This window comes from Gramella jeungdoensis (genome assembly GCF_023805255.1).
Lineage (GTDB): Bacteria > Bacteroidota > Bacteroidia > Flavobacteriales > Flavobacteriaceae > Christiangramia > Christiangramia jeungdoensis.
This window is the reverse complement of record NZ_JAMSCK010000001.1, coordinates 176583-190444: the sequence shown is the minus strand read 5'-3', so window position 1 is coordinate 190444 and position 13862 is coordinate 176583. Positions and strand designations below refer to the sequence as shown.

General features: G+C 38.7%; 15 protein-coding genes. 8 read left to right on the top strand and 7 right to left on the bottom strand.

Going from position 1 to position 13862, the window contains the following annotated elements:
- The first annotated feature begins 56 nt into the window (after positions 1–56).
- From NE848_RS00900 to NE848_RS00875, 6 genes are all read left to right on the top strand, one after another.
- Positions 57–713 (top strand): flavin reductase family protein, encoded by a 657-nt coding sequence (locus NE848_RS00900; protein ID WP_252110333.1) that lies wholly within the window; start codon positions 57–59, stop codon positions 711–713.
- Positions 714–2003, top strand: a complete 1290-nt coding sequence (locus NE848_RS00895) for a DASH family cryptochrome (RefSeq protein ID WP_252110332.1) — start codon at positions 714–716, stop codon at positions 2001–2003.
- A complete protein-coding gene (locus tag NE848_RS00890) occupies positions 1988–3535 on the top strand; it encodes a cryptochrome/photolyase family protein (RefSeq protein WP_252110331.1) in 1548 nt (515 codons plus the stop codon). Before NE848_RS00895 ends, NE848_RS00890 begins: the two co-directional genes overlap by 16 nt.
- A 148-nt stretch (positions 3536–3683) precedes the next feature.
- On the top strand, positions 3684–3839 hold the full coding sequence (locus tag NE848_RS00885) for a lmo0937 family membrane protein (RefSeq protein WP_240096587.1): 156 nt from the start codon (positions 3684–3686) through the stop codon (positions 3837–3839).
- A 79-nt stretch (positions 3840–3918) separates the two neighbouring features.
- Complete coding sequence (locus NE848_RS00880) at positions 3919–4677, top strand: SDR family oxidoreductase (protein ID WP_252110330.1); 759 nt, start codon at positions 3919–3921, stop codon at positions 4675–4677.
- 23 nt (positions 4678–4700) lie between these two features.
- Positions 4701–5375 carry a hypothetical protein gene (locus NE848_RS00875; RefSeq protein WP_252110329.1) on the top strand — a complete coding sequence of 225 codons (675 nt, stop codon included), beginning with the start codon at positions 4701–4703 and terminating at the stop codon, positions 5373–5375.
- A gap of 128 nt (positions 5376–5503) precedes the next feature.
- Here the strand turns inward: NE848_RS00875 and kynU are convergent, their stop codons facing one another.
- A complete protein-coding gene (gene kynU, locus NE848_RS00870) occupies positions 5504–6781 on the bottom strand; it encodes a kynureninase (protein ID WP_252110328.1) in 1278 nt (425 codons plus the stop codon).
- Positions 6782–6875: 94 nt separating this feature from the next.
- Between kynU and NE848_RS00865 the strand changes: the two genes are divergently transcribed.
- Complete coding sequence (locus NE848_RS00865) at positions 6876–7520, top strand: O-methyltransferase (protein WP_252110327.1); 645 nt, start codon at positions 6876–6878, stop codon at positions 7518–7520.
- Here NE848_RS00865 and NE848_RS00860 read toward each other — a convergent pair.
- From NE848_RS00860 to NE848_RS00835, 6 genes are all read right to left on the bottom strand, one after another.
- Entirely contained in the window at positions 7517–8074 is a 558-nt protein-coding gene (locus tag NE848_RS00860) for a phosphatase PAP2 family protein (RefSeq protein WP_252110326.1), read from the bottom strand. The two genes, NE848_RS00865 and NE848_RS00860, sit on opposite strands and share 4 nt — an antisense overlap.
- A gap of 11 nt (positions 8075–8085) precedes the next feature.
- Positions 8086–8367 (bottom strand): Sec-independent protein translocase subunit TatA/TatB, encoded by a 282-nt coding sequence (locus NE848_RS00855; RefSeq protein ID WP_252110325.1) that lies wholly within the window; start codon positions 8365–8367, stop codon positions 8086–8088.
- An 80-nt stretch (positions 8368–8447) separates the two neighbouring features.
- Positions 8448–10751: a M1 family metallopeptidase gene (locus NE848_RS00850; RefSeq protein WP_252110324.1), complete on the bottom strand. Its 2304-nt coding sequence runs from the start codon at positions 10749–10751 to the stop codon at positions 8448–8450.
- Positions 10752–10817: 66 nt separating this feature from the next.
- Positions 10818–11324: a DUF6702 family protein gene (locus NE848_RS00845; protein ID WP_252110323.1), complete on the bottom strand. Its 507-nt coding sequence runs from the start codon at positions 11322–11324 to the stop codon at positions 10818–10820.
- A gap of 90 nt (positions 11325–11414) precedes the next feature.
- On the bottom strand, positions 11415–12296 hold the full coding sequence (locus NE848_RS00840) for a carboxypeptidase-like regulatory domain-containing protein (protein WP_252110322.1): 882 nt from the start codon (positions 12294–12296) through the stop codon (positions 11415–11417).
- Positions 12259–13038 (bottom strand): hypothetical protein, encoded by a 780-nt coding sequence (locus tag NE848_RS00835; protein WP_252110321.1) that lies wholly within the window; start codon positions 13036–13038, stop codon positions 12259–12261. Before NE848_RS00835 ends, NE848_RS00840 begins: the two co-directional genes overlap by 38 nt.
- A 116-nt stretch (positions 13039–13154) precedes the next feature.
- Here NE848_RS00835 and pepE point away from each other — a divergent pair, with 116 nt between their 5' ends.
- Complete coding sequence (gene pepE, locus NE848_RS00830; RefSeq protein ID WP_252110320.1) at positions 13155–13862, top strand: dipeptidase PepE; 708 nt, start codon at positions 13155–13157, stop codon at positions 13860–13862.

Sequence of the window (13862 nt, the reverse complement as noted above, 5' to 3'; positions counted from 1 at the left end):
GCTTTTAAACGAGCAATTTCTAAATTGAGGTCAGTCTAACAAACTGACCTTTTTTTATGAAACATATCAGCGCAGAAGACATCAGGAAAATGGAGAAGATCTACCGGTTAAATTTGATCAACAGTTGCACCGGTTATAAATCTGCAAATCTTATAGCGACCAAATCTCAATCTGGGAATCCTAATGTTGCCGTGTTCAGCTCGGTCACACATATTGGCAGTGATCCGGCAATGCTGGGTTTTGTAACGAGACCATTAAGCGTATCGCGTAATACCTACAAGAACATCCAGGAAACCTCATATTTCACTGTAAATCACATCCATGAAAAGATGATAGAGCAGGCTCATCAAACTGCGGCAAAATATGAAGAAGACATTTCTGAATTCCATCAAACAGGCCTTGAAGAAGAATATCTGGATGGCTTCTATGCTCCGTATGTCAAACAATCTGAAATAAAACTGGGATGTAAATACCTGAATGAATATAAGATCAAAGAGAATGATACTCTTCTTATTATCGCTTCAATAGAACACATATATTTTGATGAAGGCATACAAATGCCTGATGGATGGCTCCGTCTCGATGATGCGGGAACCATAGCCATTAATGGCCTTGACGGATACTCTCTTCCGGCATTACTTGACAGGTTCCATTATGCCCGCCCGGGACAGGAAGTAAAATCATTCTTTAATAAGGAAACCAGTCAGCAATAAATGGGAAAAGCCCTGGTTTGGTTTAGAAATGACCTTCGAATCTCAGATAACGAAAGCCTGAAAACCGCGTGTGAACTTCACGATAAGGTTATAGGCATCTATTGTTTTGACCCAAGACACTATGAAAAAACTTCTTACGGTTTCAAAAAAACCGGAAAATTTAGAGCAAAATTCCTTATAGAAAGCCTGAAAGAACTAAAAAAGAATCTCAAAGAACTTAATATCTCTATCATTACACCTCAGGAAAAGCCTGAAAAAGCTATCTCTGGTTTAGTATCAAAATATGACATCTCTGATATCTATTTTCAGAAAGAATGGACTTCAGAAGAGCAAAAAGTGGAAAATTCCCTAAAAAAAGAGGTTGAAAATGTGAAATTCCATTCCTTCTTTCAGCAATTCCTTTATCATCCTGAAGATATCCCTTTTGACTCATTTAAAGAGATTCCCAGGGTTTTTACAGAATTCAGAAAAAGAATCGAAAAACATTCAGCAGTAAGGGACCTTATTCCTCCCCCTAAAGCTAAAAACGGAACAAATCTTCTTCAGCGAGAAACTGCAATTCCCAGGTTGGAAGATCTGAGTTTTAAAGATTTTAAACCCGATCCAAGAACAGCTTTTCCATTTAAAGGCGGTGAAGATCAGTCAAAACATAGGTTAGAAGACTACGTATGGAAAACTGAAAACATTCTTACCTACAAAGTAACCCGAAATGGACTCATTGGTAACGACTACAGCTCAAAATTATCGGCCTGGTTAGCCAACGGTTGTATTTCACCACGATACATTTACCATGAAATAAAAAGATTTGAAAAAGAGGTTAAGAGCAACCAAGGTACTTACTGGTTAATATTCGAGCTTATGTGGAGGGATTTCTTCAAATATATTTCCCTTAAACATGGAAACGATATTTTCAAAATTGGAGGAATACTAAATAAAAAGCTATCCTGGAAGCAGGAAGAAGAGGCTTTCCAAAACTGGATTCAAGGAAAAACAGAAGAAGCTTTCGTGAATGCAAACATGAAAGAGATCGCGAACACCGGATTTATGAGCAACCGTGGAAGACAAAACGTGAACAGCTTCTGGGCCAAAGAACTAAAACAGGACTGGTGCATTGGTGCTGCCTATTTCGAAAGTCTACTAATAGATTATGACGTACACAGCAACTGGGGAAACTGGATGTATAATAGCGGAGTCGGGAATGATCCCAGGGACCGGAAATTCAATATTCAGAGCCAGGCAGAACGGTATGATCCCAATAACGAATATCAGGACCTATGGCTAAAGAATTAAAAACACTTCGACTGATCCTGGGGGACCAGCTGAACCATCAGCATAGCTGGTTTAATTCAGAAACCGATAGCACAGTGTATGTGATGATGGAAATTAGGCAGGAAACCGATTATGTGGTTCACCACATCCAAAAAGTTTTAGGTTTCTTCAGCTCAATGCGGAATTTCGCAGAATTTCTTAAGGAAAGAGGCCATGAGCTCATTTACTTCAAAATAAATGATAAGGACAATGAACAGGACCTCGAAAAGATTTTAAAGAGATTGATTTCTGAAAGAAAATTCGAAAAATTCGAATATCAGTTTCCTGATGAATACCGACTGGACAAGCAGTTAAAGAAAATTTGTAAAGAGCTGACTATTGAGACCGAAACATTTGATACAGAACATTTTTTCACGGAACGGGGTGATCTTGAAAAGTTTTTCAAAGGGAAAAAACAACTTACCATGGAGTATTTCTACCGGGATATGCGTAAAAAACATAATATACTTATGGTGGATTCGAATAACCCGGAAGGCGGAAAATGGAATTTTGACAAGTCTAACCGAAAGAAATGGAAGGGTGAGCCTGAAATTCCCCATGAAAGAGGTTTTAGAAAGGATGTTTCAGCTATTCTTAAAGAAATCAATAAAGCCGGAATCAAAACACTGGGCGGTGTAAATGAGAAAAGTTTTAACTGGCCCACGTCAAGAGAAGATGCTCTATCGGTATTGAATTACTTCTGCAAGAACCTTCTTGTCCATTTTGGAGATTTTCAGGATGCAATGCATACTAATGAGGCTTATTTATTTCATTCCCGGCTTTCTTTTAGCCTTAACACTAAAATGCTAAATCCAAGGGAAGTGATAGATAGCGTTGTTGACTATTACTATGAGCATAAGGATGAGATCGATATTTCGCAGGTAGAAGGATTTGTCAGGCAGATTCTTGGCTGGCGGGAATATATGAGAGGTATTTACTGGAAAGAAATGCCCGGTTACCGCAGAAGTAACAAACTAAGAAATCAGAATGATCTTCCTCCTTTTTACTGGGATGCAAAAACGAAAATGAACTGCCTTCATCATTCCATAAAGAATAGTCTTGAAAATGCCTATGCACATCACATTCAGCGATTGATGGTTACCGGGAACTATGCGCTATTAACTCAAACTCATCCTGATGAAGTAGATAAATGGTACCTGGGAATCTATATTGATGCTATTGAATGGGTGGAGATCACCAACACCCGCGGGATGAGCCAGTTTGCCGACGGCGGCATTGTTGCGACCAAACCTTACGTTTCAAGTGGCAGTTATATTAATAAAATGAGCAATTACTGTAAGGATTGCCACTATAACGTCCATAAAAAGATTGAAGAAGATGCCTGTCCTTTTAACAGTCTTTACTGGAATTTTCTGGATTCAAATCGTGAGAAATTCAGTAAAAATCAAAGAATGAATATGATGATGAGCCTGCTTGATAAAAAGGATTCCGAAGAAATGAAAAGCATCAGAAAAAGAGCTGCCAGCATTATTGAGCACCCCTCAGATTTTTAATAACTAACGTTAAATCAAGGTTAAATGCAGTGATACAGGGGAGTTGATTATCTAAATTAGTATGAGAATTAACCAACAATTTAACTTACTAATATTTAATATTAACCAACGACAGCCTTTTTTTAGGTTGTTCTAAAATCAACCTGACATGAGAGATTTAATTTGGCTTATTATCGTTTTACTGGTAATTGGTTGGCTTGTAGGATATTTTGCTTTCCCAGATCTTGGAAGCATTATTCACATTCTTATAGTACTTGCCGTTATAATGATCCTTTACAAATTATTAACCGGCCGAAGACTATAGGATTTTGAAGATTTCTAAAAACCCTTTGAGTGATCAAAGGGTTTTTTATTTCTTAAATTAGTAGAGACAATTACACTGCATGTGGACATTAGAAAATAAAAAAGCATTAATAACAGGTGGAACCAAAGGAATTGGCCGTGCTACGGTGCTTGAATTTCTGGAACTAGGTGCAGAAGTCCTATTCACGTCAAGAAGCAAAGAAGATGTGTTTGAATTTGAAAAAGAACTCCGGAATAAAGGATTAAAAGCTCATGGACTTACCGCAGATTCGTCAATGAATGAGGATAGGTCAAAAATAAAATCATGGATCGCTGAAAACTGGAAAAAACTGGACATGCTTGTTCATAATGCCGGTATCAACATCCGGAAAAAGGCGAATGATTACTCGGAAGAAGAATTCAGAAAAGTTCTTGAGATCAATCTGATCTCTCCTTTCGAACTTAGCAGATTGTTGTATCCATACCTTAAAGAATCAGGCAAAGCCTCTATTATCAATGTAGCCTCTTCTGCCGCTATCCAGGATGTTGGCACCGGGGTTCCTTACGCCATGTCAAAATCTGGTTTACTTCAGCAAACAAGAAGCCTGGCTTCAGAATGGGCTTCAGATGGAATCAGGGTAAACGCTGTTTCTCCCTGGTTCACCAAAACACCATTAACCAAAGGCTATCTTGAGCAGGAGGAAAAAATGAAATCGATCTTAAGCAGAACTCCACTGAACCGAGTGGCCGAAGCAGGCGAAATATCTGCTATCATAGCCTTCCTGGCCATGGAAAAATCATCTTTCATTACGGGACAGAATATCATTGCCGATGGAGGCATGAGTATTAAAGCAATATAAACTAACAACTAAAAAAGGATCATATGAGAAAATTAATCACATTAATTATGTTGTCTTTAGCAATAATTTCCTGTAACCAGGAAAAAAAGAAAAAAGAAGAAGTAGCTAAAGATCCGAATCTCGAAGTCCATGAAAAAATAGCCATGGCTAACGGATTTGAAAAGTTTGACAGTATAAGCCAGATCAAATTCACTTTCAATGTTAAGGTGAATGACTCACTTCGTGCACAGAGACGCTGGGTATGGAATACCACAACTGATAAAATAAGCCTGACTGAAAAAGACAGCACGATGAGCTATACTAAAAAAGATAGCCTTGCTGAAGATAAGAAGTATATAGATAGGCGTTTTGTGAATGATTCTTACTGGTTACTTTTCCCATATCAACTAAAATGGTCTGATGCTAAATTAAGTGAAGTTAAGAAAGCTAAAGCTCCAATTAGCGAAAAGGAAATGAGTATGATGACGGTTAGTTACCCTTCAGAAGGTGGATATACACCCGGTGATAGTTATGATATTTATTTTGATGATGATTATATGATTCGGGAATGGGTCTATAAATCGTCAGACGGAAAGAGAGAATCACCTTCTACCTGGGAGGATTATAAGGATTTCGACGGGATAAAGATAGCTACTATGCATAAGTCAAAGGATGGTAGCTTTGAGTTATATTTCTCTGATGTATCCATAGAAGAATAGCAGTAGATCTGGCTAAGTGATTGAAATTCGTCAGGCTCAACTAGTTTCAGCTTCTAAAAGATAATATCCTGAAATAAATTCAGCATGACTTAACCTTAATTTCTTAGCCAGATTTAAAAACTCACATTTTATTTACCAAGGATTCCCTTTTTCAGGATCTGGCCGAACTCGTACATATCTTCAAAAGAGCAATAAAATGGTGCCGGGGCAAGCCTGATCACATTAGGCTCACGCCAGTCTGTGATCACACCACTATCCATCAAATACTTGAAGAGCTCTCTACCCTCACCGTGCAAAAAGACAGATAATTGTGTCGCCCTTTCTTCCTGTCTGGCAGGCGTAATTATTTCAAAGGTACTTTCCACTTCCTTATCTATCTCATGAAGAATAAATTCAAGGTAAGCGACTATTTTATTTCGTTTCTCGATCAGGGCGGGCATCCCAACCTCATCGAACATTTCAAGGGAAGCCAGGTATGGAGCCAGGGCTAATACCGGCGCATTGCTCACCTGCCACGCATTTGCCGTAGGTTCCGGCTGAAATTCAGGTTCCATCAGGAAACGTTTTTCTTTGTTATGGCCCCACCATCCTTCAAACCTGGGGATATCTTTCTTATTATGATATTTCTTATTAATAAAACACCCCGATGCATTTCCGGGTCCTGAATTCATGTATTTATAGCTGCACCATGCGGCAAAATCAACATTCCATTCACTCAATTTCAATTCTATATTTCCGGCAGCGTGAGCCAGATCCCAGCCTACAAAGGCACCAACTTCATGGCCCGCCTGTGTGATCTTTTCCATGTCGAAGACCTGTCCTGTATAATAGTTAACCCCCCCTATTAGAACCAGGGCACACTCTTCCCCTACTTCCTTTATCTTTTCGAGTATATCTTCAGTCCTGAAATTTTGTTCTCCTTCCCTTTTACTAATCTCCACAATAGCGTCAGAAGGATCATATCCGTGAAAACGCACCTGACTAGCGATCATATACTGATCGCTTGGAAATGCTTTTTCTTCACAGATTATTTTATAGCGTTTGTTTGTGGGGCGGTAAAAAGAAACCATCAGTAAATGCAAATTCACTGTCAAGGTATTCATCACGGTTACTTCTGAAGGCTCTGCACCCACAATTCTGGATAGTTTCTCAGAAAAACGTTCATGATAATCCCACCAGGGCTTTTCAGCATAAAAATGGCCTTCCACTCCAAGTTCGGCCCAGTCTTTCATCACCTCGTCAACATATTGTTGCGTTCGTTTTGGCTGCAGACCTAAAGAATTTCCAACAAAATAGATTACATCTTTCCCATTCACTTTAGGAAAAATAAATTCGTTTCGATAATTGGCTAATTTATCCTTTCTATCCAGTTCTCTGGCAAATTCCCTGGAGTTCTGAAATTGCATATTTTTCAATTTTTGGTAAAAATACGATTTCGTTTTAAACAACATAATCAATGATAGGCGCATAAAATCATTAATTTTGTAAAAAATTGAATGCATGCATTTTTTACCAGAAGAAATTGATGAATATATAGTAGAACATTCTCAAAAAGAACCTGAGCTTCTAGCAAAACTGAACAGAGAGACCAATCAAAAGGTAATGCAACCCAGAATGTTGAGCGGCCATTACCAGGGAAGGGTTTTAAGCCTGCTTTCAAAAATGAAGATGCCGGAAAGCATTCTGGAAATCGGTACTTATACCGGTTATTCCGCCTTATGCCTTGCCGAAGGTTTAACCAAAGATGGCACACTTCATACGATTGATATGAATGAAGAACTCTATGATTTTCAGAAGAAATATTTTGATTCCTCAGAATATTCCAGTCAGATAAAACAATATCTGGGAGATGCGACCGAGATAATCCCTGAGATAGATACAAAATTCGATCTGGTTTTCATCGATGCTGACAAACCAAATTATCCCAAATACTTCGAATTAGTGATAGATAAAATGAAACCTGGCGGAATCATACTTTCAGACAATGTACTTTGGTCTGGTAAAGTGGTAGAAAATGTAAAGGATGATGACGAATCTACTAAAGGCTTACTTGTTTATAATAAACTGCTGGCAGAAGACCCCCGGGTAGAAACCGTAATATTACCTATAAGAGACGGTCTTACCCTCACGCGAGTGAAAAATTAGTAGAGCCTTCTTCCTGATTTAAGGTATAACTGGTAAAAAATAACAGCCATGACTATCCCCACGATCATCCCAACGAGGATATCTCCGGGATAATGAACTCCTACATAAATACGGCTCATAACAAAAATAATGGGCCATATATAGGCCAGGTATATCCATCTTGTCTTACTGGTAAGCACCATCACTACAAAAGTGGTTGCCGCAAAGGAGGTTGACGCATGCCCCGAAAAGAAACTATAATTAGTTGGTTCCTGAAGTATCCGGATCAAATCGGTGAGGTCTGGTTCGTTATTTGGCCTTAACCTTAAGGCGATGCCTTTAACAAGATTTGTAAAACTCCAGGTAGTGAATACCGCAGCAAGTAAGAATAAGGTTGAAAATGCCGCTTTTTTCCAGTGAAAAGCCAGAAAGAAAAAAAGAAAGAAAATGAAATAAAGGGGAATCCAGTGGGTTGGATTTGTCACAAAGATCCAGAATGAATCATATTTTTCAATCCCCAGATTATTAAGATATACAAATAACTCCCTGTCCCATTGCTCAATCTGCTCCCACATTAGCTAAGAGTTTAGAGTTTGCGCTTTACCGAACCGGATATTTCTTCTATATCTTCTTTTACCTTATCAATCTCCCCTCTAACATCCTTTGTGAAATCGGTATCTATCCCCTGCTTTTCGGCACTTTTCTGGATTTCATCTTTAATATCGTTAGAGGCATTTCTGATAGCTTTCATGCCTTTTCCCAATCCTCTGGCAATTTCAGGGATCTTATCAGCTCCAAAAACCATTACCAGAATGAACATGATAAAGGCAATTTCGGCTCCACTAATAAATAAAGGTAACGTATACATAGCAAGCAAATATAATTACAAATATCAGCATAAAAAAAGCCGACTCGTTAAAGTCGGCTTAATAAATTTTTACTCGCTAACTAGTCTTCCGAGCTATCTTTGAATTTTTCAAATTCATTCTTATTCTTTGTCTTAGGCCAGTTGTTATTACTCACATCAACATCAGCCGTTTCAAGATCAGGATCTACCGTGATCTTAGTGATCTCTTTATTTGAAGGGATCACTTTGCTAACCGTAGAATCATTCTTTCTCCATATCTGCACCGGATAAGTTATTTTTTCTGAAGTGCCATCAGCATAGCTAACCTCAATGATCAAAGGCATCACTAAGCCACCCGGCTTTTCAAATACAACCTGGTAGAAATATTTAGGAGCCTTAAGGTTCTTTCTCTCTTCTTCACTAAAATTATCCATCACATAAGCCTGAAGCATCTGTGAACTTTCAAGCAAAGATTTATCTTTCATGTCTTTACTGAATTCTTCATCTTCCTCGGTCACTACGTAAAGTGCATCCACATCTTCCGGAGAAGCTCCATAACGCTTAAGCATTTCCTTGCCTTTCTTGGTAGGAGTATCGGTCACGTAATATTTGTTAACCTCTTTGATCCCTATATCTACATTATCGGTAGTATAGAACCAGCCTCTCCAGAACCAGTCAAGATCTATACTTGAAGCATCCTCCATAGTTCTAAAGAAATCTTCCGGAGTTGGGTGCTTAAACATCCATCTTTGAGAATAAGTTTTAAATGCATGATCGAACAATTCACGGCCCATTACCGTTTCACGAAGAATATTAAGAGCAGTTGCAGGTTTTCCATAAGCATTATTACCTAACTGGTAAACTTCTTCAGGGTTGGACATGATAGGCGCAATATATTCCTGGTTTCCTTTCATATAAGGAACAATCTTATGAGGCTCTCCTCTTCTTGAAGGGTATTTATCGTTTGGCGCGATCGCTTCGGGGTATTCTTCCCCAAATTTCTGTTCGGCTACATATTGAACAAAGGTGTTGATACCTTCATCCATCCATCCCCACTGTCTCTCATCAGAGTTAACGATCATCGGGAAGAAATTATGACCTACCTCGTGAATGATAACACTTATCATTCCAAATTTAGTACGGTCGCTATACTGTCCATTCTCATCAGGCCGCCCATAATTCCAGCAGATCATTGGATACTCCATCCCCTGATTTTTTGCATGAACTGAGACTGCCTTATGGTAAGGATATTGGAACGTATGATTTGAGTAGCTCTTTAAAGTACTGGCAACAGCCCTTGTAGACCACTCTTCCCAAAGCGGGTTACCTTCTTTAGGATATAATGAAACTGCCATTACATCTTTACCCATCACATCGGTAGCCATCATATCAAGAATGAATTTTCTTGAAGTTGAAAAAGCAAAATCCCGAACCATTTCGGCCTTGTACTTCCATGTTTTGGTCTTATTTGAAAATCCTTTCTCAGCTTCTTCAGCCTCTTCCTGAGTTCTTATCACCACAGGAGCATCATAGGATTTCTGCGCTTTTTCATAACGCTTCATCATCTCCTTAGTATAAACTTCCTTTCTGTTCTGAAGTTCACCGGTAGCTTCCATAACGTGGTCTGCAGGAACCGTGATATTCACTTCATAATCACCGAATGGTAATGCGAACTCACCGCTACCCCAGAACTGCATGTTCTGCCATCCTTCTACATCATTATATACCGCCATTCTTGGGAAAAACTGAGCCACCACATAAGCTTTATTCCCATCTTCAGGGAAGAACTCATAACCAGATCTGGCACGATTTGTCACATGGTTATTGATATTGTAGGACCATTTGATATTAAAAGTATAACTCTCACCGGCTTTTAATGGCTGAGGCATATCGATACGCATCATTGTTTGATTGATAGTATACTTTAACGCCGAACCATCTCTGGAAACTTCCTTGATATTAAAGCCTCCATCAAAAGGTTCTTGCAGGTATTTATTCGCAAAACCTGCAGCCGTGGCAACTGGTGCCATTCCATCCCCGTCTTTTTGAAGTGAAGGAGAATCTTTTTTACGAATGTTCTGATCTAACTGAACCCATAGATATTCCAGGTCCTGAGGAGAATTGTTGTGGTAAGTAATGGTCTCCTCTCCTGTTAATATAGAATTCTCATCATCCAGAACTATATCCATTTTATAATCTGCTTCATTCTGGTAATAAGCCGGTCCCGGAGCGCCGGAAGCAGTACGGTATTGATTTGGAGTGGCAAACTCCATATACATCTGCCTGAATTTGTTTTGGTTTGTGTGTCCTTCCTGCCGTGCTTCCTTTTGTTCGGTTTCCTGGGCCGATACGCCAGCGAATACAAACATAAAGAATACGTAGCATAACAAGTTTAATCTCTTCATTTATGTAGTTTTAATTTAAGAATTGCTAAAAATAATTATTTTCTTCAGTCTACAAGAAAGCATTTGTCAAAAAGACACAGTTTTACTACCGTTTCCTTTCATTAGCAACATACTTTCTATGGTTTCACCCTTTTTTACGTGTACTATATTTTTTTGGGAGTCAAAAAGGTCTGTAAGAATAAGGTTTTCTACCCTTATCTTCTTGAAATTTTCCACATTAGGTCCTTCTATAAAAAGAACAATCTGATCTGCATCGAACTTACTTCCCAGGAATTTCAGTTTCTGATCCTTTCCATCCACTTTTATTTTCAGTTTTTGGGCAATATACCGGGAAATGACATCTTTATTCGCCTCTAGGTCATCCTCGTATGAAAGGCTTATCTCCTGCTGATAGCGTTTGCTGAGAACGTTTTCAAAATCGTCAATGAACACTCTTGAAACGATCTGAAGACTTGTAGATTCTTTATCGTATTCGATCTCGGTAACACTCAGGTAAGTTTCATGGTCTTCCGCTACGAAAGATGTAAAAAGTATAAAGCTAAATAAAAGAATCAGGGTCTTTTTCATTTTCATTTTAAAGGTTTGGAGCAAATATCAAACCAAAATATGGGATTTTTAACTGGCAATAGGTAAGACTAAGAAATAAGTCAAAGGTTTAAAACACTATCCCGGGACCTGTTTGGGGGAATTAAGAATATCTCCTCTCCGATCTCTGAATTCCTCGATTCTGGTCTCGAAATACTCGATAAGCACAAACGCGTTGCTGTTCAAAACAAGGCGTTTAAAAGTTGGAGCATCTTCGGTACAGAAATAAACAAAATTACAGATCTCATTTTCAGCCAGCCCAAGGTCTTCCCTGAAGAATTTATGCCCTACTATCTGTATGCTTTTATTGGCTATTTCCCTTGGAGTATAAACCGCAGTCTTTTTCTGGTTTTTTGATAATTTATCCATTACTGCCCCGGCAACCTTATCCAGTCTTATCCCTCCGTTCGCAATGGGTTTCACATATGGATTTTGTTCCCTGTCTTTGGCGATAAATTCATTCAGTTCATTTTGCAGCCTGTATTTTCTCTCCACACCGGCTGTCGAAATCATATTAATGTCGTTCGCAAGATAACCCGATAGCTTAATATCATCTACCATCACTTCTGCAAGTTCATTTATCTTATCGGAAAGAACTATCGTTAGATTTCCGGACTCAAGCATTTCCCCGGTCACAATTATAGTTTTATTCTCAAACTGAACCGAAGAGACATACAGGCTATCATTTCTGTTCGCCATGATCTGAAAATTCCCTTCAGCGTTGGTAACAGAACCTTTTTCGAGATTAAGGTTGATCACATGTATTTTTTCAAGGTCTCCGCTCTTGGCTTGAACCTTTCCTTTAAGAAGTGTTGATTCCTGCGCTGTAAGTTGAAAACAGCCTAAAAATGCTAAAAGAAGGAAACTATAGAATTTAATTTGGATGACAGATGAATTCACTTTAGGTCTTTTTGATGATGTTTTAATTAATACCCCGCCATTCCCTGAATGATTCCACATTTTTTCTAAAAAGATCGATCAATTCCAGGTTTAGTTCAGATTCAAGAAATATAGAGAAATTTTGATCTCGGGCACAATAATAAAGAAAATTTAGCACCTCTGTTTCAGGAATATCCAGTTCCCGTTCAAAAAATTCTCTCCCAAAACTATCGAAAGCCTTAATTACGGAAGCCGATAATTCGTCGTTGGCTTTGACCTTTTTGAGCATTTTGATTTTCCCGTTGAAAGTATTCAGCAAAAGGTCTAAAGGGATTCCTCCCGCCGATGTGGTTGCTGTCTGCAATTTTCTTTCGGTTTGTGTCAGGCCTTTTTTGGCATACGGGATACCGAATTCTGTACGATCAAATATCTCAATTCTGGCAACATCCTTATCCAGAACTCCGCTTAGTTTCAAATCACTTATTCTTACCTCATCAAGTTCGTTTTGGGCTGGGAATAATTTGATTTGAATTTTACCAGTCTCAAATTGCTCCTTATTGATCCTTATTATACTATTTTGAAACTGAACCGATGAGAATAAAAGGCTGTCATCAAGCCTTGCCCGAATATAAAATTTTCCTGAGTCATCACTGGTAACACCCTCTTTAAGGCTAAGATTAACCACATGGATATTAGACGGCTCGATACTATCTGTTAAAATATGACCCTGCAGAAGCTTTAATTCCTGAGAAAACGCAGAAAAGTTCATGAACAGGAAAATGAAGCATACAGGCAGAGCCTTGATGTAATTCTCTTTTATCAAAAGAAACAGGTTGGTAATGGTTTAATTCTAACGAAAGAATTTGAGATTTCGCACCTTTAAGAGACCTCAAACTTTCCTTAACGCTGGTGATTCCATAAATTTACCCAAAAAAGGACATGACTAACGCAATACTCGCAAGCACCTCCACTTTACATGCACAGGATTATCTTGAATATTTGATCCCACATCTACCTGAATTGTATAAAGAAAAAGAGGAAATTCTTTTTATTCCTTATGCAAGACCGGGAGGCATAAGCCATCAGGAATATACTGAAAAGGCCTCCGAAGCATTTTCTACAGTGGGAATAAAAGTAAGAGGTATTCATGAATTTGAAAACCATGCCCAGGCCGTGAAAGCTGCGAAAGGAATTTTTACTGGCGGTGGGAATACTTTTCTTCTGGTTTCAGAATTATACAGAAATAAGGTAATGAATGTATTAAAGGAAGTGGTACAGAACGGAACTCCTTATATGGGAACAAGTGCAGGGACTAATATTGGTGGATTAAGCATGCAAACCACTAACGATATGCCTATTGTATATCCTCCTTCCTTCAAAACCCTTGGCCTGGTTCCTTTCAATATCAACCCTCACTACCTTGATCCTGACCCGGGCTCAACTCACAAAGGAGAGACAAGGGAAACAAGGATAAAGGAATTTCACGGGCTTAACTCACAACCCGTTATTGGCCTAAGGGAAGGCAGCTGGCTGGAATTGAAGGATAATAAAGTTACGTTAAAAGGAGAGCTGCCGGGAAGAATTTTCAAAAAGGATAAAGTACCTTTCGAAGTAGAAACCGGAACCGACTTAACCGATTTGAATTAA

Bases quoted from the DNA above. Each gene is read 5' to 3' on its own strand.
- NE848_RS00865 (WP_252110327.1), top strand. From the start codon at position 6,876: ATGCATTTTTTACCAGAAGAAATTGATGAATATATAGTAGAACATTCT.
- NE848_RS00845 (WP_252110323.1), bottom strand. From the start codon at position 11,324: ATGAAAATGAAAAAGACCCTGATTCTTTTATTTAGCTTTATACTTTTT.
- kynU (WP_252110328.1), bottom strand. From the start codon at position 6,781: ATGCAATTTCAGAACTCCAGGGAATTTGCCAGAGAACTGGATAGAAAG.
- NE848_RS00880 (WP_252110330.1), top strand. From the start codon at position 3,919: ATGTGGACATTAGAAAATAAAAAAGCATTAATAACAGGTGGAACCAAA.
- NE848_RS00850 (WP_252110324.1), bottom strand. From the start codon at position 10,751: ATGAAGAGATTAAACTTGTTATGCTACGTATTCTTTATGTTTGTATTC.
- NE848_RS00875 (WP_252110329.1), top strand. From the start codon at position 4,701: ATGAGAAAATTAATCACATTAATTATGTTGTCTTTAGCAATAATTTCC.
- NE848_RS00885 (WP_240096587.1), top strand. From the start codon at position 3,684: ATGAGAGATTTAATTTGGCTTATTATCGTTTTACTGGTAATTGGTTGG.
- NE848_RS00900 (WP_252110333.1), top strand. From the start codon at position 57: ATGAAACATATCAGCGCAGAAGACATCAGGAAAATGGAGAAGATCTAC.
- NE848_RS00895 (WP_252110332.1), top strand. From the start codon at position 714: ATGGGAAAAGCCCTGGTTTGGTTTAGAAATGACCTTCGAATCTCAGAT.
- NE848_RS00855 (WP_252110325.1), bottom strand. From the start codon at position 8,367: ATGTATACGTTACCTTTATTTATTAGTGGAGCCGAAATTGCCTTTATC.
- NE848_RS00860 (WP_252110326.1), bottom strand. From the start codon at position 8,074: ATGTGGGAGCAGATTGAGCAATGGGACAGGGAGTTATTTGTATATCTT.
- NE848_RS00840 (WP_252110322.1), bottom strand. From the start codon at position 12,296: ATGTGGAATCATTCAGGGAATGGCGGGGTATTAATTAAAACATCATCA.
- pepE (WP_252110320.1), top strand. From the start codon at position 13,155: ATGACTAACGCAATACTCGCAAGCACCTCCACTTTACATGCACAGGAT.
- NE848_RS00890 (WP_252110331.1), top strand. From the start codon at position 1,988: ATGGCTAAAGAATTAAAAACACTTCGACTGATCCTGGGGGACCAGCTG.